The sequence below is a fragment of the Vibrio albus genome (genome assembly GCF_003144035.1).
Taxonomy (GTDB): domain Bacteria; phylum Pseudomonadota; class Gammaproteobacteria; order Enterobacterales; family Vibrionaceae; genus Vibrio; species Vibrio albus.
The window spans coordinates 1-21,293 of the sequence record NZ_QFWT01000001.1; the positions used below are offsets into that span (position 1 = coordinate 1).

At 42.8% G+C, this 21,293-nt stretch carries 19 protein-coding genes and 1 tRNA gene; 11 read left to right on the forward strand and 9 right to left on the reverse strand.

The annotated features are described in order from the left end of the window. Positions 1-2,888, reverse strand: a 2,888-nt coding sequence (locus tag DI392_RS00005) for a VCBS domain-containing protein (RefSeq protein WP_219930872.1), incomplete at its 3' end; no start/stop codon positions are given. 466 nt (positions 2,889-3,354) lie between these two features. Here DI392_RS00005 and DI392_RS00010 point away from each other — a divergent pair. Both DI392_RS00010 and DI392_RS00015 read left to right on the forward strand, forming a co-directional pair. Further along, entirely contained in the window at positions 3,355-4,662 is a 1,308-nt protein-coding gene (locus tag DI392_RS00010; RefSeq protein WP_109317866.1) for a TolC family outer membrane protein, read from the forward strand. Positions 4,663-4,671: 9 nt separating this feature from the next. Then, a complete protein-coding gene (locus DI392_RS00015; protein ID WP_109317867.1) occupies positions 4,672-5,283 on the forward strand; it encodes an OmpA family protein in 612 nt (203 codons plus the stop codon). A 70-nt stretch (positions 5,284-5,353) separates the two neighbouring features. Here the strand turns inward: DI392_RS00015 and DI392_RS00020 are convergent, their stop codons facing one another. Beyond that, positions 5,354-7,372, reverse strand: coding sequence for a methyl-accepting chemotaxis protein (locus tag DI392_RS00020; RefSeq protein WP_109317868.1), 2,019 nt, complete (start codon positions 7,370-7,372; stop codon positions 5,354-5,356). A gap of 110 nt (positions 7,373-7,482) precedes the next feature. Here DI392_RS00020 and DI392_RS00025 point away from each other — a divergent pair, with 110 nt between their 5' ends. After that, the gene (locus DI392_RS00025) at positions 7,483-7,977 is read left to right on the forward strand and encodes a C40 family peptidase (protein WP_109317869.1); all 495 of its coding nucleotides are present in this window, start codon (positions 7,483-7,485) and stop codon (positions 7,975-7,977) included. Here the strand turns inward: DI392_RS00025 and DI392_RS00030 are convergent. From DI392_RS00030 to DI392_RS00040, 3 genes are all read right to left on the reverse strand, one after another. Next, positions 7,974-8,315 (reverse strand): DUF3802 family protein, encoded by a 342-nt coding sequence (locus tag DI392_RS00030; protein WP_109317870.1) that lies wholly within the window; start codon positions 8,313-8,315, stop codon positions 7,974-7,976. The two genes, DI392_RS00025 and DI392_RS00030, sit on opposite strands and share 4 nt — an antisense overlap. A gap of 203 nt (positions 8,316-8,518) precedes the next feature. Further along, on the reverse strand, positions 8,519-9,475 hold the full coding sequence (locus DI392_RS00035) for a sensor domain-containing diguanylate cyclase (RefSeq protein ID WP_109317871.1): 957 nt from the start codon (positions 9,473-9,475) through the stop codon (positions 8,519-8,521). Continuing rightward, positions 9,475-10,452, reverse strand: a complete 978-nt coding sequence (locus DI392_RS00040; protein ID WP_109317872.1) for a response regulator — start codon at positions 10,450-10,452, stop codon at positions 9,475-9,477. Before DI392_RS00040 ends, DI392_RS00035 begins: the two co-directional genes overlap by 1 nt. A gap of 281 nt (positions 10,453-10,733) precedes the next feature. Here DI392_RS00040 and DI392_RS00045 point away from each other — a divergent pair, with 281 nt between their 5' ends. From DI392_RS00045 to DI392_RS00060, 4 genes are all read left to right on the forward strand, one after another. Further along, positions 10,734-11,603, forward strand: a complete 870-nt coding sequence (locus tag DI392_RS00045) for a fructosamine kinase family protein (protein WP_109317873.1) — start codon at positions 10,734-10,736, stop codon at positions 11,601-11,603. Between the two features lie 172 nt (positions 11,604-11,775). After that, positions 11,776-13,146, forward strand: coding sequence for an MATE family efflux transporter (locus DI392_RS00050; RefSeq protein WP_109318514.1), 1,371 nt, complete (start codon positions 11,776-11,778; stop codon positions 13,144-13,146). 252 nt (positions 13,147-13,398) lie between these two features. Then, on the forward strand, positions 13,399-14,340 hold the full coding sequence (locus DI392_RS00055; RefSeq protein ID WP_109318515.1) for a M23 family metallopeptidase: 942 nt from the start codon (positions 13,399-13,401) through the stop codon (positions 14,338-14,340). Continuing rightward, a complete protein-coding gene (locus DI392_RS00060; protein WP_181388323.1) occupies positions 14,340-14,699 on the forward strand; it encodes a bactofilin family protein in 360 nt (119 codons plus the stop codon). Before DI392_RS00055 ends, DI392_RS00060 begins: the two co-directional genes overlap by 1 nt. Before the next feature lie 64 nt (positions 14,700-14,763). On the opposite strand, the gene DI392_RS00065 is transcribed toward DI392_RS00060, so the two are convergent. Further along, positions 14,764-15,624, reverse strand: coding sequence for a DNA ligase (locus DI392_RS00065; RefSeq protein WP_109317875.1), 861 nt, complete (start codon positions 15,622-15,624; stop codon positions 14,764-14,766). Between the two features lie 189 nt (positions 15,625-15,813). On the opposite strand from DI392_RS00065, the gene hxpB reads away from it, so the two are divergent. Continuing rightward, positions 15,814-16,473 carry a hexitol phosphatase HxpB gene (hxpB, locus tag DI392_RS00070; protein ID WP_109317876.1) on the forward strand — a complete coding sequence of 220 codons (660 nt, stop codon included), beginning with the start codon at positions 15,814-15,816 and terminating at the stop codon, positions 16,471-16,473. A gap of 183 nt (positions 16,474-16,656) precedes the next feature. After that, a tRNA-Val gene (locus DI392_RS00075) sits at positions 16,657-16,733 on the forward strand. Between the two features lie 487 nt (positions 16,734-17,220). Here the strand turns inward: DI392_RS00075 and DI392_RS00080 are convergent. The 3 genes from DI392_RS00080 to DI392_RS00090 are packed head-to-tail and all read right to left on the reverse strand — an operon-like array spanning position 17,221 to position 18,972. Then, on the reverse strand, positions 17,221-17,529 hold the full coding sequence (locus DI392_RS00080) for a hypothetical protein (RefSeq protein ID WP_109317877.1): 309 nt from the start codon (positions 17,527-17,529) through the stop codon (positions 17,221-17,223). Next, on the reverse strand, positions 17,526-18,743 hold the full coding sequence (locus tag DI392_RS00085; protein ID WP_109317878.1) for a site-specific integrase: 1,218 nt from the start codon (positions 18,741-18,743) through the stop codon (positions 17,526-17,528). Before DI392_RS00085 ends, DI392_RS00080 begins: the two co-directional genes overlap by 4 nt. Beyond that, positions 18,736-18,972, reverse strand: coding sequence for a hypothetical protein (locus tag DI392_RS00090; RefSeq protein ID WP_109317879.1), 237 nt, complete (start codon positions 18,970-18,972; stop codon positions 18,736-18,738). The genes DI392_RS00085 and DI392_RS00090 overlap by 8 nt, the downstream gene beginning before the upstream one ends. Here DI392_RS00090 and DI392_RS19885 point away from each other — a divergent pair. Next, the gene (locus DI392_RS19885; RefSeq protein ID WP_109317880.1) at positions 18,929-19,294 is read left to right on the forward strand and encodes a helix-turn-helix domain-containing protein; all 366 of its coding nucleotides are present in this window, start codon (positions 18,929-18,931) and stop codon (positions 19,292-19,294) included. The genes DI392_RS00090 and DI392_RS19885 overlap by 44 nt on opposite strands. Positions 19,295-19,602: 308 nt before the next feature. Further along, positions 19,603-21,234 (forward strand): hypothetical protein, encoded by a 1,632-nt coding sequence (locus DI392_RS00100; RefSeq protein ID WP_109317881.1) that lies wholly within the window; start codon positions 19,603-19,605, stop codon positions 21,232-21,234. Positions 21,235-21,293: the final 59 nt, after the last annotated feature.

Consider the following 21,293-nt stretch of genomic DNA (forward strand, 5'->3'; position numbering starts at 1 on the left):
TCCGCATCAGTAACCGTCAGAATACCACTGTCAGTCAACGTAGGATCGCTGGCGTCTTCGGTCACCGCACCGCTGTCATCACCGGAGACCACCGCGCCGTCATTCACGCCGGTAATGGTGATGGTGATGTCGTGTTCGGTGCCGTCTTCCGTTGCCACGGTAAACACTTCCTGTTTGGTGTCGCCGTCACCCAGGTACTGCACATCGCTGTTGGCCACGTTGTAAACCCAGTTACCGGCCGCATCAATGGTCAATGAACCCAGAGCCCCAACACTGGCAACAACACTACCCGGTACAAAGACCGCCTCTCCTTCGTCCGCATCGGTAACCGTCAGAATGCCACTGTCAGTCAGCGTAGGATCACTAGCATCTTCGGTGACCGCACCGCTGTCATCGCCGGAAACTACAGCGCCGTCATTACTACCCAGCACATCCACTTCGATATCATACGAAGCGGTACCGTCGACAGAGCTGACGGTTAAGGTTTCTGTAACTTCCTGACCGTCCGTCAGTACATCCGCTTTATCCGGATCTAAGGTGTAAGTCCAGTTGCCGTTTTCATCAAAGGTAAACGAGCCGTAAGTCCCGTCCAGATCGGCCGGAACCGTAAACAGACTTTCGCCTTCATCCGGATCGGTGACGTCCAGTTTGCCACCGGCACTCAGATCACCCAGAACCTCATCACCCGGTTCAACGGTATTCACATCCTGTGGGTCAACCGGGGTAATCGTTGCCCCATCATTACTACCCAGAATGTTCACCACGATATCTTCGGTGGCGGTACCGTCATAAGACGTGACCGTCAGTGTATCCGTTACTTCATCACCCGCATTAAGCAGATCAGATTTAGCTTCATCCAGCACATACGTCCATTCACCGGTTGAGGCATCAAAGGTAAAGCTACCGTAAGTACCGACCAGATCATCGGCGGCAGGAGTCTGGAACAGGGCTTCGCCGGTATCCACGTCAGAGACCAGCAAACGGCCACTGGCATTCGGATCCCCGATAGGGTTACCTTGTGCATCAATACCAACTTCAATGGTATTCATGTCCTGTTCGTAGTAATTTGGGTCGTCCGGATCATCATCCGGAGCCGGAATGATAGTTGCCCCATCATTACTACCCAGCACATCCACTTCGATATCATACGAAGCGGTACCATCGACAGAGCTGACGGTTAAGGTTTCTGTAACTTCCTGACCGTCCGTCAGTACATCCGCTTTATCCGGATCTAAGGTGTAAGTCCAGTTGCCGTTTTCATCAAAGGTAAACGAGCCGTAAGTCCCGTCCAGATCGGCCGGAACCGTAAACAGACTTTCGCCTTCATCCGGATCGGTGACGTCCAGTTTGCCACCGGCACTCAGATCACCCAGAACCTCATCACCCGGTTCAACGGTATTCACATCCTGTGGGTCAACCGGGGTAATCGTTGCCCCATCATTACTACCCAGAATGTTCACCACGATATCTTCGGTGGCGGTACCGTCATAAGACGTGACCGTCAGTGTATCCGTTACTTCATCACCCGCATTAAGCAGATCAGATTTAGCTTCATCCAGCACATACGTCCATTCACCGGTTGAGGCATCAAAGGTAAAGCTACCGTAAGTACCGACCAGATCATCGGCGGCAGGAGTCTGGAACAGGGCTTCGCCGGTATCCACGTCAGAGACCAGCAAACGGCCACTGGCATTCGGATCCCCTATTGGGTTACCTTGTGCATCAATACCAACTTCAATGGTATTCGTGTCCTGTTCGTAGTAATTTGGGTCGTCCGGGTCATCCGGAGCCGGAATAATGGTAGCCCCGTCATTACTGCCGGTAATAGTGATAGTGATGTCATGCTGAGTTCCGTCAATACTTTCAACAGTAAAGGTTTCTTGCCTGGTATCACCTTCTCCCAGAGACTGAATTTCGTCTAGACCATTATCAACTTCATATACCCAGTTACCCGCAGCATCAATCGTTAATGAACCTAGTGCACCAGCACTGGCTCTGACACTTTCTGGTACAAAGAAGGCTTCGCCTTCATCCACATCAGTTACGGTCAGAATACCGCTGTCAGTCAGTATCGGATCACTGGCATCTTCTGTCACCACACCCTGGTCATCGCCAAAAATCACCGCCACATCATTAGTACCGACAATAGTGATAGTGATGTCATGCTGAGATCCATCAATACTTTCCACAGTAAAAGTTTCTTGTCTGGTATCACCTTCTCCGAGCGCCTGAATTGCCTCTAAATCATTATCAACTTCATAGACCCAGTCACCATTTTCCGTAATAGTCAAAGCACCTAACGCACCTTCACTCGCAGTAACAGCGTCAGGTACAAAAGCGGCTTGGCCTTCGTCGGGATCAGTGACAATCAACGAACCGGTTTCTGTCAGGGTAAGGTTACTTTCATCCTCAACAACTTCTCCCTGATCATCGCCACTAAAAGTAGCGGCAACCTGAGCAACAACATTTAACAGGCTAAGAGCTTGGGTTTCAGGCAATCCAAGAGTATCGATACCGGTGGTATCATAGAAAGTACTCGCAATGGTTGAGGTGCCGTCTCTGTCAATGGTTCCTGAAGTTGTTGGGGCAGAGCCCTGTGGTCCACCGGCAGCCGGAGCTAAATCTTCAAGGGCAGTCGGGTCCTGCCCACCTTCTAAAGCAGCAAAGAGTTGGTCAAGTTCATTATTGCCAATAGCGTCAATACCACCACTGCGGTTAGCAACACCAACCATGCTACCAAGGTCGGTCGTCACTTCGTGACCGCCAGCGTTTACGATAACTTCACCGGGCGCTAATTCACTAGGATTATCAATAAACTTGAGGTTCCCATTTATATCTATCGCGATAAATTTGCTGCTTCCTGCAACATTAGCTAATACAACGTTCATAATACTTCATCCTTTGCGTCCAAATAGATGAAAAATATTTCCATGGGCACAAAGCCGAGGAAAACACCTATGCTACTAATATAATTTTGGATACTTAACTATCAGAGTCAAAGGAAAGAACCAAAATAATCCCCTAATGAACAAAAGCATTAGTTAATATTTTTATTTTTAGTGCTTTAATACCAAATAGGGATAGTACTTTAGTTTTAGTATCAGAAATTAGGCGTTTTCCTGGGAAGCTGTAATAAAAACATTAGATTAGAAAATATCAAAATACAATGCTAGATGTATCATTGTTAACACTACCTAATAAATAATACATATCTACTTTGATTAATATACAACTGCTTTCTACACTTCTTACATGCTAATTGTGTATTTATACACTATAAGGTTGATTTAGCAGCGGTACTCTAAATCATAAAAATTACACTAATTGCGGTTTACAAACGCTGGGAGAACTGGTTTGAAACGGACTCACCTCACTACACTTGCCTGTTTGGTCGCGTTAAGTAGTACCCCAACGCTAGGGCAAACATTAGAGCAAGCTATAGCCATTACACTCGCATCTAACCCTGAAATTAAAGCTTCATTCAACGAGTATCAGAGTTACGTCGAACGAAGTAATATTTCTCGTGGTGATTATCTTCCTAACCTGGATTTAGATGCGGGTATCGGACATGAAGCAATTAATCCAGTAAATGGAAATGATACGGATTTGACCCGAAAAGAATTAACACTAAGATTAACTCAACTCATCTGGGATGGTAACCAGACGATACATGATATCGACAGGACATCTGCTGAAGCAGAATCCATGCGGAAACAGTTAATTGCAGATGCGCAAGATAAAGCGCTAGAGGTCACCGAAATTTACCTCGATGCAACCAAAGCCTACGAAATACTCGCTTTATCAGAAAAAAACCTTGCCATACATAAAGAAATATACCGAAATATCAAGCGACGTGCCGATCAAGGTATTGATTCAACGGCCGATTTAACCCAAATAGAAACACGATTAGCTAAAGCACATGGTAACCTTCTTGCTGCTCAAAATAATATGGTAGACACCCACACTCAATTTACCCGTATCGTTGGCCAGAGCCCTATGGGGTTAATCTTTCCAAGAGCCGATCAAAAAGCCATTCCTTTGACACTGCAAGACGCGATAAAACTCGCTACGGAGAAACACCCTGTTCTTGGAGTTGCGAAAGCCGACGTGGATGCTGCCCGCCTCCAATACAAGCAGGCTAAAGGCAAAAACTATCCAACATTTTCTATTGATGTCGCTCAAAGCTGGTATGACGATGCCGATGGAATCGAAGGTAATAGCGACGAGTTTACGGCCATGCTGAGAGTCAGTTACAACTTGTTGAATGGTGGTTCAGATATGGCTCAGATTGATCAAATGGCTTATATACTGAATCAAACAAAAGATCTTCGAGCCAAAGCTTACCGTAGCGTAGAAGAAAGCCTCCGCCTCGCATGGAGTGCTCTGGATTTAACACTTCAGCAAAAAGAGTTCCTTGCCGATCAGGTCGATTCTGCCGCCAAAACCGTAACCGGGTATGAAAAACAGTTCCTTATTGGTCAGCGTACACTTCTTGATTTACTGAATATGGAGAATGAACTCTTCGAAGCACGTAAAGATTATACGGATGCTAAATATGATGAGCAGTTGGCAAAATACAGAGTGCTCAACTCAACTGGAACTTTACTTGAATCACTTCTGGTTGATATGCCGGAAGACTGGAACGACAAAGTGGATTATTAAGGAACCGATATGAAATATTCAGCCTGTTTTATTGCGCTTCTGACCATTTTTTCGTTTAGTACAAATGCAGCAGAAGATGAGTACACCTACATGGAACCGCCAGTGGCCAATCAGATAGCCGACCTGATGGATGACGATAAAGATGGGGTTATCAACGCGAGAGATCTTTGTGCAGAAACTCCTGTAGGATCTGATATTAATAATGATGGATGTGAAAGATACAAGGATGATACGGAGGATTGGGATTTAAAAGTCTTATTCGCTAATGACTCATCCAGGATCAATCCGGTATTTATTAACGAGCTGGAATCAATGGTGTCGTTCCTTGAAAAATACCCTGAAACCTCTATTGAGCTTCAGGGTCACGCCAGTATTGTCGGTAAAACCAATTACAATCAGGCGCTTTCAGAGCGAAGAGCGAAAAAGATCAAAGATGCTATAGTCTCAATGGGGGTATCACCGGATAGGATAAAAATAGTCGGATATGGTGAAACCGTCGTTGATGCCACCGGTGAATCTCCAGTCGCCCATGCCGTCAATCGACGCGTGGTTGCGACGGTAGTCGGTTATGATCATGATCTGGTTAAAGAGTGGACAGTGTTTACTACTCGTCCAAAATAGTATTACTTCAAAAAAACAAGAGGGCCCACCATAGCCCTCTTTGCTTTCTGATCGTACTTTTCAAACACAGTTAAAGCTTGTATTTGTGCAACATTGCCTGTTGATGACCTGCAATTTCAGCCACTTGTTCTGAGTTTTCTATCATCGATTCAAGCTGTCGCTTGGTCTGCCCGCCTTGCTCAGAAATATGAGAAAGACTCTCGCTTACATTAGCGGTCGCCCGTTCCTGCTCCTCTGTCGCAACTGAAACCTGCTCAACCCGTTGTTTAATATGATTAATCGCTTGCTCGATATTATTGAAGGATTCTTTGACCTGCTCATTGAAACTCATTGCGGCAATCATCTCTTCACGGCTCTCAGTAACCGATTGCTTTGATCTCTCGGCAGCCTGTACCAGCTCTGCCATCATGCCACGGATATTAGCGGTCTGTTCACTTGTATCTTTTGCCAGTTTACGCACTTCATCAGCAACGACAGCAAAGCCCCGCCCCTGCTCTCCTGCCCGGGCTGCTTCAATTGCTGCATTGAGCGCCAGAAGGTTGGTGTTCTCGGCGATACCACTAATCAAATCAACCATAGCACTAATTTGACTGACATTCTGATCCAGCTCACTCATGGACTCTTCGTTACTGCCTAATGTCTTCTCCAGTGACTCAAGACGCGCGGTATTTTGTTCAATAACCGTTGTACCCTGACCGGCGAAATCAACCGCTACCTGAGATTCTGAATAAGATTCACTGGTCACCTGAGCAATTTCTCTTATGGAGCTTTCCAGCTGTTCAACCGTCGACGCAATATTTGATAAGGCATCATTTTGTTCTGAAAGGCTTTTATCCGTTTCTTCTGCTGCGTTATAACTGATCTCTGCTGTCTTATATAAAGTTTCACAGTTACGAGTGACCATAGCTATCGACTCGTGAGTCGATTCTATGACCAGATTAAGCTTGGCTGCAATTTCCTTCATTTCGTAAGGACCAATGATTTTTGCTTGTTCAGCCAGATTATGTTCCGTAAGCAAAGCAAGCTGACGAGTAATATTCTTAAGACCTTTATTAATCCAGAGGCTCAGAAATACTCCCGAACCGAGAACCAAAATGACCATAAATGCCGTTGTGGCGACAGACAACATAGAAATGTTAGAGATCGTCTGATTCACAGTCGCCTCTTTCTCTTCTATAAGCTTTTTAGCCGAACCAGAAATCCCATTAAGTATTGCAATGGTTTCATCCGCGAGTAATGCTGCCGCTGCCAACTCCTGCTTCTGAGCATTCATCAGCTCCAGGCGGCTCATCACCAACTGTAAAATACCATTACTTCCCACCCCCTCCCGAACCATCTTATACGGGGCGACTAAGCTGGCAAAATCTTTCACATCCGGATGCCACTCAGCAAAGTCATCATAAGCAAGTTCAATACCGGAAATGCTGGTTCTGATACTGCGATAATTATCTCTCGCCTTTTTCAGATCAGTTTGCATCAGTAATGAAAGAAATGCCCTTTCCATCGCACTCGCATTAGCGACAAAACGGTTAGCGGCATCCGTCGATTCCGGATTTCCCAGAGCCAGGAAAGAAGCCACCCGGCTCATCTCTGGACCAATAGAGTTCAGTCCATATTTAAATCCCGGAAGCTCTTCATCCAGCTTTTTTTCCATCGTGATATTTTGAGACTGGTTTTCAAGTAGCTTTGTTGATATGGCACTGAGCTGACTTATCTTTTGCTTAAGCAACTCTCTTTGTTCATGGCTCACTGTTTCTGAAAACTGTTCAAACAGCTTTATATCTGATTTCGCCACTTCAGAAAGCCTGTCGACCGATGTCATGACTGCAGCTAACTCTTCAGAAGAATGAGATTGCATCCCCTGATTGAGCAGCTTCACTTCTTCCAGTACATTCTGGGTTAATTGCGCATTATTCATCGCAAGAGGCAGTGCTTTCCGGGAAAGCTGTTCAAAGCCATCGCCAACCTTATTGATTCCTCTGGCCGTAAGAACTGATTGTGCTAGCACAAGAATGATAATTGCGATAAAAATAGCACTGAGTGTTTGGGTCAAAGATAATGAAAACGATTTGTTCTGGCTCTTACTCATTATTTATCCAAATTAGCTCACAAAATAGGTGTGCCGATATGATATAAAAGTTTTGTGACAATTCTATTTCATCGAGACCAAGTACTTTACAACTTAAGCCACTGATTAATATGAACTTAAACGCACTAAAGGTTTGTACATTTATCATTTTGTCCTATCTCGGGGGTTGTAGCAGCCTACCTGAGCAGCAACTCTCTATCGACAATAATGTTTCCGATTTAGCTCAACTGAAGAGTAAAAGAGCTGTTAAGTCATTTATTGAGCAATACAATAAGTGGAAAGGAACCCCCTATTCTTTTGGCGGTACTGAAAAATCAGGTATAGATTGTTCCGCTTTTGTGCAAGTGGTCTTTTCGGAGGCCCAGCGAATGACTCTTCCTCGCACAACTAAGGCACAAAGTAAGCTTGGGTATAGTATTTCGCTGGACAATATAAAAAGCGGGGATCTTGTTTTTTTTAAGACATCATATAAACAACGTCATGTGGGCATCTATATTGACAATCAATTATTTATGCACGCATCAACGTCGAAAGGAGTGACAATATCAAGGCTGGACAACCCATACTGGGCATCGGTGTTCTGGCAGGCTCGCCGGTTACATTAATCATATATCGCCACTGCACTATCAAATAAATTTTTCACCAGAGCGATATACTCATCTAGAAATGCAATTTGCTCATTTGTCGCTTTCTTTGTCCAGACACCAGCCAGCACCTCACCCAAATCATCGACAACCGCATCGGTCTCTTTTAACAGTTTAAAACGGACACTCGAATGCAGATCAGGGTTCTGCTCGAATACAGCCATAATATTCGTTGCAATCATATCGGTCACAACATCTTCAACTGTTTCGTCTCCCGTATCCCCTTCTCGAATAAACACATCCAGGTTAATAGTCAGGTGCTCTATAAGAGCCAAATATCCGTCAGTGTCTACAACCACTATTTTCACCCCTGTTAAATCTGTACTGAGCGAGTTCGTAAAAGATAGCTTTTATCATCCACCAGGATGGATTGGTTATCCGATAACGAGTTTTTATAAATAAGTTAAATTTATACTAAATCATTGATTAAGATGTTGCCACCTATTCGCCCGAGTTTGTGCTTCAAACATGATTACGTTCAACCGGTGCTATCTCTTAAAAATTAGCCATGCACCGATGTCTGATTTCTTCCTGACTGCTTCGAACGATACAATGCTTTATCTGCTGTCTGAAGCCATTCCGTATGAGAAGAAAATGAAGAATTAAACTCACAAACCCCAAGGCTGATTGTATAAGAAACAGAATGTTCCTCTGTTTCTACTACCGATTTTTCAATACGCTTACGTAACCTTTCTGCAAAATACAACGCTTGATCGGCCGAGGTTTCGGGCAATAAAACGGTAAACTCTTCGCCGCCATAGCGACCACATAAATCAGACTGCCGCGCCGTTTTCTTAAGCATAGCAGCAGTACGACGAATAACATCATCCCCGGTACTGTGACCATAACAGTCATTAACTTTTTTGAAGTGGTCAATGTCAAAGATAACCAGAGAGCTTGGCTGAGTGGTTACAGATAAGGCATCAAATTCTTGTTGTAAGCACTGTTCCCAATGGGATCGGTTGAATAATCCAGTTAGTCCATCCATTCGGCTCATGAGAGAAAGCTGCTGATTAGACTCCCTCAGGTGTATCTTGCTCTTCGCGACATCAGAAACGTCCTGGACCATAATACACAGATGTGAAATATCACCGGTTAATGCTTTAAGAGGCGTAATAACAATATTCTGATACATCGTTGTCAGTCCATGAGAAACCGGAGAGTAATTTTTAAATTCAAACACGTAAGGTCTGTCTTCCCAATTTGAAAAGCCTCGTGTTTGCAACTCTATACATGCCTGTAGCTTTGCTTTAAGCCAGTCTTTCGGCAGTGAAGGAAATACCGTGAACAGATTCTTATCCATCACCGCGTCAGATCCTATGCCGCTGTAATGTTGCATAAAGCTATTCCATAAACAGACATTAAAGTTACGATCTATCACCACTAGTCCAACATCAATAGTGTCCATAACCTGTAGGCCCCAGTGAAAATCCGCAATATTGACAGAGACATCCGACATCAAAAATTCTCCATTAACTGGTATATGGCCTTAACCGAGGAGGAATCCAGCAGAAAAAGCACCTCACATTCAAAATCCAGCTCTTCTGCAAAATAGGTATATTCTATAGCAAACGCTGATTCTTCAATATGTTGCGCACAAGCGTACTCCCGGCCTTTCTTATCCAGAATAATCGGCTGCCTGAGAAAAAATTGCAGAACCAGTTGATGGGCAAGAGAGTTCAGGTAAGATGACACCAGCAAGTTAGAGACATTCAGCAAGGTTTCATAATCATTAGATTCAGCCTGAGCAAACCCTAGTCGCTTACCTAGAGTAGCAATACCTTTGCCTCTCATACACACTAAAGCTTCACCATAAATACCTCCGCCAACAAAACGCTGAGCAACCGAATGCAGCCCCTGTCGGCTCATAACATCTTCAATGGTCATTTTCAGCTCTCCGGTATCCAGCACACCAACGGCAGGGATAGGAAGCTGAATAAACTCACCAACATGATCAGATATAATGGCAGCGCTTTGCCCGAGAGCAATATTAGTGACTTCTTTAAATTTACTGATAGCGTCAACATCAGCAAGTGGAGCACTTCTCGGTTTGTGACTATCCGTTACCGGCGCAACACAACCAGAGCCCAGACGGTCAACCAGCCCCAGGACATCTTCACACAGAAAAGGCTTCTCAATAAAATAGCTGACGCCTAACATCAGGCAACGTTTTTGAGCCTCTTTCTGAACATCACCTGAAATCACAACAACCTGAGTAGGATAGCTATTGACAGGCATACGCTCAAGAACCTCAAAACCATCCATTACTGGCATAGTCAGATCCAGAAACAGTAGATCGATATTCGTTTTTTCCAGTCGTTTAATTGCTTCTTTGCCATGTTTAGCAAAATACAGATCCAAACCACTGTATGCGTCCAGGCATCTGGATAAAGATTTTCGTGCTAATGCAGAATCGTCACAAACAAGTATATTCATTGCCAACTTCTTATTGTTCTCGCGAACGTTATAATCATGTTCGTATCACTACTGAATCAGGCTGGTGTACAAAAAGAAACAGCCACCGTGTTTCGATTATATTTATAGTCGCTTTATCATACAGAACTGCCACAAAAATGGAATGAAGGTCACTCTGACAACTATCACGTTTTTACACATACCCCAAAAATATTACGTTATTTTTCATTAAGTTTTGTTTCATTTTCTGAATCTGTCCTAAACTAAACATAAGGTTGGCGACATGATCAGAGGAAGTTTATATGTGGCAGGCGATTGCTCAGCACCTATCAGACGTATGTATGTTTGATTACCAGATAAAAGAACGTACTCGACTTAATGGCGGAGATATCAACGAATGCTATATGATCAGTGATGGTGAACAACGCTATTTCGTTAAAACAAACTCAAGAGAATTTTTTCCGAAATTCGAAGCTGAGGGCGAAGGTCTTAAAGAACTCAGAAAAACCAATACAGTATTTTTGCCTGAGCTTATCAGCATGGGCCATACCAAGCACCACGCGTATATTATTCTTAATTATCTTGCGACTAAACCTCTTGACGATCCCAAAGCCGCCTACCTGTTCGGTGAGCAGCTTGCTTACCTGCACCTTTGGGGTGAACAAAAAGAATATGGGTTTGACCAGGATAATTATATTGGTGAAACCCTGCAGCCAAACCCATGGCACAAAAAATGGGGTCGCTTTTTTGCCGAACAGCGAATTGGCTGGCAGTTACAGCTCCTGAATGAGAAAGGCATTAATTTCGGTAACATAGATGACATTGTGGGTACGGTAAAAACACACCTTTTGAATCATAACCCACGCCCTTCTTTGCTACACGGTGATTTATGGCATGGCAATGTGGCGCACTCCGCTTTTGGGCCTATCTGCTACGATCCTGCCTGCTATTGGGGAGATCGAGAATGCGATATTGCTATGACTGAATTATTCTCAGGCTTTCAGAAAGAATTTTATCAGGGATACGAAAGCGTGGCCCCTCTCGATCCTGGATATCAGCAGAGAAAAGACATCTATAACCTGTACCATATTCTTAACCACTGCAACCTCTTTGGAGGACACTATCTGGCTGATGCACAAAACTTCATTAATCAAATGTTGAAAAGGGAATAAAATAAAGTTATTCCCTCTTATTTTGATAGCTCTCACATACGCAATTCTCTATAATTGCTCTTCACATAAAAATCTGTTCGTAACAGATCAACTCGCCTGACAAAGCCATTGGGCCGATGCAATTCCCTGACTCTAACGGTTTGGGAGCAGAATGTTTTTTTGGAGTAAGCTTGTGCATCGTTATCAAACTGAAGCATCTCAGCTAATTAAATTAGCAACCCCTGTGTTGATTGCCTCTATTGCCCAAACGGGTATGGGGTTCGTTGATACTATTATGGCCGGTGGCGTTAGTGCCACAGATATGGCTTCTGTCGCCGTCGCTGGCAGCATCTGGTTCCCTGTCATTCTATTTGGTATGGGATTACTAATGGCTCTTATACCAATTGTTGCCCAACTCAATGGCTCTGGTCGCTCAGATAAAGTCGCCTTCGAAATCCAGCAAGGCTTTTTTCTTGCTTTGTTTTTAACCATTCCGACATTAGCGGTATTATTCCAGACTGAAATTATTCTGGGTATCATGAACGTCGATCCCTTAATGACTGAAAAAACCATTGGCTACATGCATGCCATCATGTGGTCTGTCCCTGCCTTTCTTCTTTTTCAGGCACTAAGAAGCTTCACTGATGGTATGGCGCTAACCAAGCCAGCTATGGTTGTCAGTTTTATCGGCCTTGCTGCTAACGTTCCTCTTAACTGGATGTTTGTATACGGAAAGCTTGGAGCCCCCGCTTTGGGAGGGGTTGGTTGTGGGGTGGCCACAGCCATCGTGTACTGGCTGATGTGCTTATCTCTTTTTTTGTATGTGCTGACATCAAAACGACTGAAGCACGTGAAATTATTCAGCGCATTTCACAAGCCACTTACCAACGCCCAAATCCGCTTAATCAAGCTCGGTCTCCCGGTCGCAATGGCGCTGTTTTTTGAGGTTACGCTGTTTGCTGTGGTCGCCCTTCTCATTGCACCTTTAGGGCCCGTGACCGTCGCGGCTCATCAGGTTGCTATTAATTTCTCAACTCTGGTCTTTATGCTGCCAATGAGTATTGGATCTGCCGCCAGCATCCGTGTTGGCCAGAAACTGGGCGAAGAGCAAGTTGAAGGAGCTCAGGTCGCTTCGCGAGTCGCCATTCTCATTGCAGCCACAAGCGCCATTGGGACGGGTATTCTTACCATTTTGTTGAGAGAACCGATCACACTTCTTTACACCAGTAATCCTGAAGTCGTTTCTCTCGCCACACAACTGCTAATGATAGCAGCGGTGTACCAGGTGACAGATGCAATACAAGTCACAGCCGCTGGAGTTTTACGGGGCTATAAGGATATGAAATCCATCTTTATCTGCACATTTTTGGCTTACTGGATGCTTGGTCTTCCGACCGGGTACGTGCTAGCGTTTACCAACGTCATTGTTGATGCAATAGGCGTACACGGATTTTGGATTGGATTTATTGTCGGGTTGAGTTCCGCTGCTCTCTTCCTGTCCATCCGTTTAAAATGGATGCATAAACAGGATAATTCCATACAACTCGAGTTTGCCTCTCGTTAAAAATCGGCATAAAAATCACCCAAATCATGGTGCATTCAAAAATGAAACACTGTTTTTATCACATTTTGCGCCTTAAACTGTAAAATCATGAAATAGATCCATGTCAGAAACCGCCTTATCATTCTAGAATCTGAGCTCTTTACTATTTCATACCAATGTCGGTAACTGTTTAAATCGTCAATACAGATACAGACATAGCAACCTGAGGCTCAGGTAAGAGCCTCTTTTTATTTATCAGTGAGTTTTATTTTTATGAGCCAAAGCCTCGCAGTAACTATCTCTGGCGTAAAAGGAACCAGTCATTTCAAATTAACTAACAAGGCTGTCGTTCGCCTTAAGGTTGTGTTTTCCATCATGCTCCTCGCTCTTGGAATCGTAACGACAGGTATTATCTACCTCCTTGACGAACTTGATCTGACCAAAGAACAACAAGCTTTATTAAAACTGGAATCAATTAACCTCTCCGAACAACTGCAAAAATACCAACAATTAAAAGAAGAACTGGAAGGCGATATCTCTGTAAAAGAAAGCGAACTTCAGTCTGTAACCAACCGATTAAATGGTATTGAAACCTTCCTTGGAGAAACAAACGAAAGCCTTGATATGGACTCTCGTTTAGATATTGCAGCAATTAATACTGCCGTTCGCAGGGCAATCCTGACCCAGGTTCCCAATGGCGCTCCTGTTAAAGGGCGTATTTCCTCGTCTTTTGGAGGCAGAGTCCATCCCGTAACTAAAAAAAGAACCATGCATCGGGGGTTAGATTTTGCCGTCAATACAGGAACGCCTATTTATGCTCCGGCTGATGGCGTCGTCCAGGTTGTACGCAAGAGTCAGACGAAAGGATCCGGAAATTTTCTAAGACTTTCTCATGGTTTTGGAATCACTTCCTCATATTCACACTTAAAGTCTTTTAAAGTTCGTACCGGACAGTTTATTAAAAAGGGAGAATTGGTCGCATATTCAGGGAATAGTGGTTTAACTTCAGGTCCACATCTTCATTATGAGATTCGTTTTGTTGGTCGGGCGATCGATCCCCGACCATTTGTGGATTGGAATATCGACAACTTTGAATCAATTTTTAAAAATCAAAAGGGAATACAATGGGACTCTTTGGTGCAAAACGTGGAACGCCAGGTAAGCACAGCTCTACAACTATCGTCTCTGAGGGAGCCTGCATCTCTGGACAATTAGTGCTTACAGGAAATATTCAAATTGATGGTAAAGTGGATGGAACCATTCGTACAACTAAGCTGGTAACCATCAGTCCATCAGGCAGTGTGGAAGGTAAAATTTATGCGGACCATGCCATCATAAACGGTCAGTTTGAAGGTGACATTTACGCAAAAAATGTAGATGTCCTTGCAAATGGTTGCTTAAAAGGTGAAGTGACGTCAGCAGAGCTCACCATTGAAAAAGGTGGTTCATTTCTTGGCATATCAAAAACTGTGTCCAGCGATGAAATCGCGGAACAAATCAATGCGGAACGTCAGCAAAAGAAAGAACTGTCTATTGTAACTGATGCACATCCGAAAAAAACAGCCTCAGCGTAATACCATAGCGAATAAAAAAGTAGATACCGAAGGATACTTTGGTATCTGCCTTTTTCACCGGCCCTTAATCCTTCCTTATTCTCTGAAAACGAGCGAACCTGGGTAATCCAGAAACAGTATAGCCATTAAATTTGAATGTAATTACCGAGCCTAATGGGGGTGGAGTACGGCGATCTTCATCGGTAAAACCAGAACCTATATAAAATGTACGGCCGTTTTCAAGCTTCACATGAATAGCCCCCATTAATCCGGTATATTTCCCACTCCCGGGTTTATAACCAATCACTTCGGCTTCAGCATCCTGATGCTTCTTAAGCTTCACCAGGTCATCACTCCTTCCGGCTCTATATTCACTGTCAGTGCGTCTCAACATAACACCTTCCCCCCCAAGCACCTGTAGTGAATCAAGAAAATCCAGTAAAGCCAACTCAGAGGCTACCAGGCTATGTTCAATGTATCCCAAATGAGGTGACTCCACAGAGGTCACTAACTGCACCAAACGACGGTACCGCTCAGAATACGGTCCTTTCTCTTCAGGCAGGTCAAATAGCATAAGGCGAATATGTTCCCATGCTGTATCTTTCGGAACCTTATCCAGCACAGTACTCTGCACCATATGGAAATTCCCTCTGCCGGCCCACAACTCCCCTTCAACCGGAAAATCTGGCAGAGACTGAATAAACCAATGAGGCGCATAGATCTTATTCCCCTTACGGGTTAACAGATCTTTACCCGTCCAGAATGCTCGTATGCCATCCAGCTTTTCACTCATCAAATAATGCTTTAACTCAAGTGACTCAGTAAAACGATTTGCCAGAACAATATTAGGCTCAGAAAAAGCAACGGCATAATCAGACAGGCTAACTGATGTAACCCCCGTAAGTAACAATATGGCTTTATTCCTGCTACTTGTAGATATCTGCATAAGACCCCTTTGATCATCGTCGAATAACACGATAACAACACGAAGTACGATAGCCCTCCACACCGGAAAGTCGTTTTCTCGGCACACTCTATAAACTTACCGTATCGAACTGGCTCATTGCATCAGAATTTGACACAGAGTGAATTTTCAAGGATTCTCTGGGTTCATTTTGGTGTAATGGAAATAAAGATGATTAAAGCAGTAATTTTTGACATGGATGGTCTTATCGTTGACTCAGAGCCTCTTTGGCATCAGGCTCAGAGTGAAATATTAGGAGAATGCGGCGTTACCATCACGGATGAAGATGCAAAGCATACTATTGGCATCCGTATTGACTATGTTATCGATTATTTTTATCAGCGTTCACCATGGGAAGGAAAGACCAAACAAGACATTATCGACGCGATCCTTGATCGAGTGAAAGAGCTGGTTGGACTGCATCAGCCCATGATGCCAGGTGTTCTGGAAGCCATTGCTCTTTTCCGCTCGCAAGGTTTCCTGCTTGGTGTCGCATCCTCTTCTCCTCTTGATATGATTAAATATGTACTGGAAGAATTGGAACTTCACGAATATTTTCAGGTTGTCTGCTCCGCCGGGGAACTTAAGTATCCCAAACCTCATCCTGAAGTCTATATCAATGCAGCAAATGCACTTCAGGTAGACGCTCGTGAATGTCTGGCTCTTGAAGATTCTTTCTCCGGACTACTGGCAGCCAAAGCGGCACAAATGAAAGCCATTGCTATTCCTGAAGCTTCTACGGCTCACCTCGATAAATGGGCCATTGCTGATAAGCAGTTCTCGAGCCTGCTGGACATCACCCGCAGCACGCTCCATGAACTTCAGAAGTAATACACAACACGCCGAAAGATGAAAAAACCATCAAACTGAACAAAACAAACGCAAACGGTTCACAATACACAAAAATCTTCTTGCACATGATTGGGTGAGCCGTTAATATCTTTCCCGTTCCCAAGGAATGCGCATTTAACTCAGTTGGTTAGAGCGTCTCCTTAAACTAAGGAACAAAAATTTGGGTCCGTAGCTCAGTTGGTTAGAGTACTACCTTGACATGGTAGGGGTCGGCGATTCGAGTTCGCCCGGACCCACCAAATTTATTCAAAAAAGCCCATACGAAAGTATGGGCTTTTTTGTTTCTTAAATTCGGCGCATAGACTACTTTTAAGAAAATATCCTTTATATTTTCAATACCTTACCAACCCTCTCGTTTTTTACTAATTGGTCAAACCCATACAACCTCCCCTCTCCATTTTATTCACAACTTTGCATTTTTATGCTGTGACCAAATGACTATCTATCTTTTTAATGATTTTGTGACCATCCGGTGACCACAGGGAGGCCACGATCCAGATATTGAAGTGTCAGATCTGACCCATAAATTTTAATAAATAGTGGTCATGGTTGTGACCAGGAAATATTTGAAGTCATCCAATTTGCTCTTAAATCCGGTCACAGGGAAACCATATCGTTTGATTACAATGACCACGGTTTTCCTGAGTCAATGACCCCACAATAAACAGATAAGAAAAAGCCGCACGTATCATAGGTGCGGCATAATTATTCACAATGAAAGTAGATTTAGTGGAGTTGTTTTATCGAAAAATCAATACGTGATTCCAGTGCAGAAAGCAGCCATTCAGCATCTCTCGCTTGAGGTTTGTCTCGGCAGATATGCAGAGCCTTCAACACTCCACAAGTGACCGAATCTATAAACTCATGCTCACGTTGATGATGCTCTGGCCACAGTGCAGTACGCTGCTGAATTAAACCGTAGATATCCTCATAAAACTGCTCTATTTCGCAGTGAGAAAGCTCTTTAAATGAGTTGCTCTGGATGACATCAAAACATAAGCTGGCGCAGTGTACGGCAAGTGGAGAAAACTTCATACGTCATCCTCCGTATCCAGCCTTGAATTCAATAGCTTTTCAAATGCACTACCATCCTGCCTCGTTAAGTTCGGCACAAAACGACTATAGATTTCAAACAGCATTTTGGTATTTGTATGCCCCATTTGTCGAGCAATCCACTCCGGAGCCTCGCCTGCTGCCAGCCATAAAGACGCGGCTGTATGTCGAGTTTCATATGGACGGCGATACTCCATCCCTAATCGCTTTAATGTGGGCTTCCAAACACGATCTCGAATATTTCCCTTGTCTAAAGGATTACCCGCAGCGTTACAAAAAACATACTCTCCATTTCCTGTTTTCCGGAACTGATCCTGTAATGCACTAAACACCACAGAAGACATCTGGATATCCCGGGAAGAGCCAATGGTTTTTGTTGTTTCAGTACGTCCTTGAACAATGGTTTCTCGAACTGAAATTGTCCTCATTTTAAAATTGACGTATTTCCACTTTAATCCATCGATTTCTGAAGTACGCATCCCGGTAAAGAAACGTACAGTGAAATAATCCTTATAGTCAGGTTTTACTTCCTTAAGAAACCGGGTTACCTCATTCAGATCGAAAGGATTTACATCTCGTTTTTCTACACGTAACTGCTTAATATTCTCAAACGATGAACGAAAGCCATACCTATCAGCCGCTTCATTAATAATCATCCGTAATGGAGTCATGATGTGATTGATGAAATCAGCTGATAGCTTTTTCCCATTTTCTCTTGGCTTAACAAGCTCAGCACGAAATTTTAATATGTCTGGTCTCGAAATCTTATCCACTGGTACATGGCCAAAACGAGGAACCAGATAGGAACCCAGATATATACGCATATTCTCTTTGTAACTCTCTTTCCAGCGCACTTCGTTTTCTTCGTACCATTCCTCGGAAAAGTCTTCAAAAAGTATCGTATCAATGCCCTGAAGCTCCTGAACAGCTGTTTTATAATTGCCCAGTAGTTCCTCTTTTTTCCTCTGAGCCTCCAAATCCTGCCTGACAAACTTTTTCGCACGATTTGATTGTGGAAAGTATTCACTGTAAACAAAACAACTAAGCCGAATATCAGCTTCGATTTGGTTAAGTAGCTTCTGAAGCTTCCTCTGATTTGCCTGAGTATCGGGTAATGCCGTTTGCTCACGACAGCGTACACCTTCATATCGAAAGTCCAGATATAACTTACCATTCCTTGAACTAACACTACCCATGGCACACTCTCCCACCCGCCATCGGGATGAAATGAACATTTCTGCCAGCAGATTGATATAATTCCGCTTCTACCTCTTCCCATATGTAGAGAATTTTTCTACCATTGAAGGGTCGGATGTAGTGTTTACCTTCGATAAATACTGAGTCTCGCAGAGTCGAATTGATATAGTTGGCGCTAAATTTAATGCGCTCTGCGAGTTCTCTTCCAGTTAGTAATGTTTGGTCCATAGAGCCTCCTTTTCGTCTTCACAAGACAAATATAGAGGTCATTAATTGTCTTGTAAAGACAATTCAAATAAATTTGAGCTATATTAAATTGATTCGATATAAGATAAAGGAATTAATAGAGGCGAAACCTCTCCATAATGGTCGTAAGGTCACCCTTAGCTACTTAGCCGAACAGGTAGGTATTCAAAGCTCTGCGATGTCTAAAATCGCCAATAACAAAGGCTACAATACTAGCATGACTACTATTGATGCCTTGTGTAGGTTTTTTGATTGTAGAATCGAGGATGTTGTTGAGTATTTTCCTGAAGGCGGCAAAGAGTAGAAATGTAGTGACGAAAGAAGCAGTTTCCACAACGACTTCGGTAAGAGATTTTATTAAATTAAAATCCCTCTGTACCTTGGTTGGTGCGTGTTCCGTGATTCCAAACACTATCACATACCGATAACGACTTAACCTAGAAGAACGTACCACTTTCAGTAGTTAACATTTCCCTTCACACCTTCTCAAGAAGGTCGCACTTATTATCTAATAATTGGGAATACAAAAAATAACTATCAGAAGCTATACTAACCAAAGTAAGCATTAAGATGATAGTGTCTGTGCAATAATAACTGTCGGTAGAACAATAAATGGCTATTACTTTTGAAAATAACAATGCTGCATTAGATAGGTTAATTGATTTAAATTCTAAACAAAAAAACCACCAATATAGAACAGCAATTGCTATTTTGATTTTAGTGACCGCCTTTTTCGGTTTATATTATTTCAGAGCCAAGACAGAACTATTATACAGTTTATCAATTTTAAACCTAGTTATTATTTTTTGGATCATATACGAACAGACTAAAAAAATCACCATACAAAACCTTATCCATGGGTATTGTTCTCTTGGTTACATATCAAAAGAAGCTCTTCAATCTTCAAATGAAAAAAATATAGAAAAAACCATTGACGATTTAAGAAGTTGGTCCCCAAAAACCAAGGATTCAATACTAATAAATGATATAAATTGCAAAGTAAAAACTCTTCAACAACATCTTTCAGATGTTAAATTCAAATTGTATAGTGGTCAGTTGAATTCGGATCATCTTTTAGCTATTTCAATGGTTCAATCTGAGACTATCAAAAAACTTTCAAATCACCCTCTTAACAAAGTTAAATCCCAATTACTGAAAACAAAAAATAAGCTAGAATACCGAAAGCACAAAATGTCATCGGATTGGGAAAAAGCATACGCAAATTTTTCTTGGTGGGACAAAATCAAATATGCTGAGGGTCTTGATTTTTCTGAGCTTGATGAACATATCCAAGAACTAGAACGTTTATATAACAAACTTCTCAAAAAACATGCCTCTGAGTTCCAAAAGCTGGAATCCCTCAAAGATATAATGATAACTCGCAGCCAATATCGAGTTGCTCAAGCTTATAAGCTGGCTCAAGATCATATAAAAAACCTATACAATGAATCAATGAGCATACCAAAACAATCCCCTATGGAACTACTTCGTATTACTGGCTTTTCAAGTGCCATCGGAATAAGTTACTCACTTGGGAATGATTTATCGACTACTCACTATATTTATAATGCACTAAGAGACGTCAACAGTAATTTTGAAGGTTTAAGTGATCTTGAAATATGGTTCGAAACACTTTGGATGTCGGATGAAAGCTTATTGGGATTGGAAAACTTAGTTAAAGGTGCATATTTTGAAAATTTAGTTGCAAATGATACTGGCGGTACATTATTTGATCACTTCAATCACCCCGATACTGATATCACCATCAATGGTATTGAATATCAAATCAAAGCAACTGATAGTATCTCCTATATTGACAGTGTGGATGCTTCAATTCCTGTTATTTCAACTTCGGAAATTACAGAATATACAGATTCCATTGATAGTGGTTATAGTAATGAAGAACTAACTGATAGTGTCGACAATGCTCTCGATGGCTTCGGATTTGATGCCTCTGATGTTTTGTCAGATGGCATCTTAGCTGGTCTTGGAGGTCTTGGCACCTTTGCTACTATACAGGGAATCAACCACGCAGCAGAGAAATACGAACAAGGTGGAGACGGTTTCGAAGCAATCCTGGAAGGTCTAGGAGTAGCAGTTGAAGGTACACTTAAAACTATGGTTAACACAGGTGAACTAGCATACAAAGTTGCGACATCCCGCCCAAGTCGCGCTATTGGTCGCGGAATATTGAAAGTAATAGATAAAATTGACAAAAATACCACTTATCCGGATCAACGTTAAGTTGGATACCCTCGGTCCTCCTCAGAGCTAGCCTGAATTAGTACAAATAATGCCATTCA

Bases quoted from the DNA above. Each gene is read 5' to 3' on its own strand.
- DI392_RS00080 (WP_109317877.1), bottom strand. From the start codon at position 17,529: ATGAAGTTTTCTCCACTTGCCGTACACTGCGCCAGCTTATGTTTTGAT.
- DI392_RS00020 (WP_109317868.1), bottom strand. From the start codon at position 7,372: ATGAGTAAGAGCCAGAACAAATCGTTTTCATTATCTTTGACCCAAACA.
- DI392_RS00040 (WP_109317872.1), bottom strand. From the start codon at position 10,452: ATGAATATACTTGTTTGTGACGATTCTGCATTAGCACGAAAATCTTTA.
- hxpB (WP_109317876.1), top strand. From the start codon at position 15,814: ATGATTAAAGCAGTAATTTTTGACATGGATGGTCTTATCGTTGACTCA.
- DI392_RS00025 (WP_109317869.1), top strand. From the start codon at position 7,483: ATGAACTTAAACGCACTAAAGGTTTGTACATTTATCATTTTGTCCTAT.
- DI392_RS00055 (WP_109318515.1), top strand. From the start codon at position 13,399: ATGAGCCAAAGCCTCGCAGTAACTATCTCTGGCGTAAAAGGAACCAGT.
- DI392_RS00065 (WP_109317875.1), bottom strand. From the start codon at position 15,624: ATGCAGATATCTACAAGTAGCAGGAATAAAGCCATATTGTTACTTACG.
- DI392_RS00085 (WP_109317878.1), bottom strand. From the start codon at position 18,743: ATGGGTAGTGTTAGTTCAAGGAATGGTAAGTTATATCTGGACTTTCGA.
- DI392_RS19885 (WP_109317880.1), top strand. From the start codon at position 18,929: ATGCGCTCTGCGAGTTCTCTTCCAGTTAGTAATGTTTGGTCCATAGAG.
- DI392_RS00045 (WP_109317873.1), top strand. From the start codon at position 10,734: ATGTGGCAGGCGATTGCTCAGCACCTATCAGACGTATGTATGTTTGAT.
- DI392_RS00090 (WP_109317879.1), bottom strand. From the start codon at position 18,972: ATGGACCAAACATTACTAACTGGAAGAGAACTCGCAGAGCGCATTAAA.
- DI392_RS00100 (WP_109317881.1), top strand. From the start codon at position 19,603: ATGGCTATTACTTTTGAAAATAACAATGCTGCATTAGATAGGTTAATT.
- DI392_RS00035 (WP_109317871.1), bottom strand. From the start codon at position 9,475: ATGTCGGATGTCTCTGTCAATATTGCGGATTTTCACTGGGGCCTACAG.
- DI392_RS00015 (WP_109317867.1), top strand. From the start codon at position 4,672: ATGAAATATTCAGCCTGTTTTATTGCGCTTCTGACCATTTTTTCGTTT.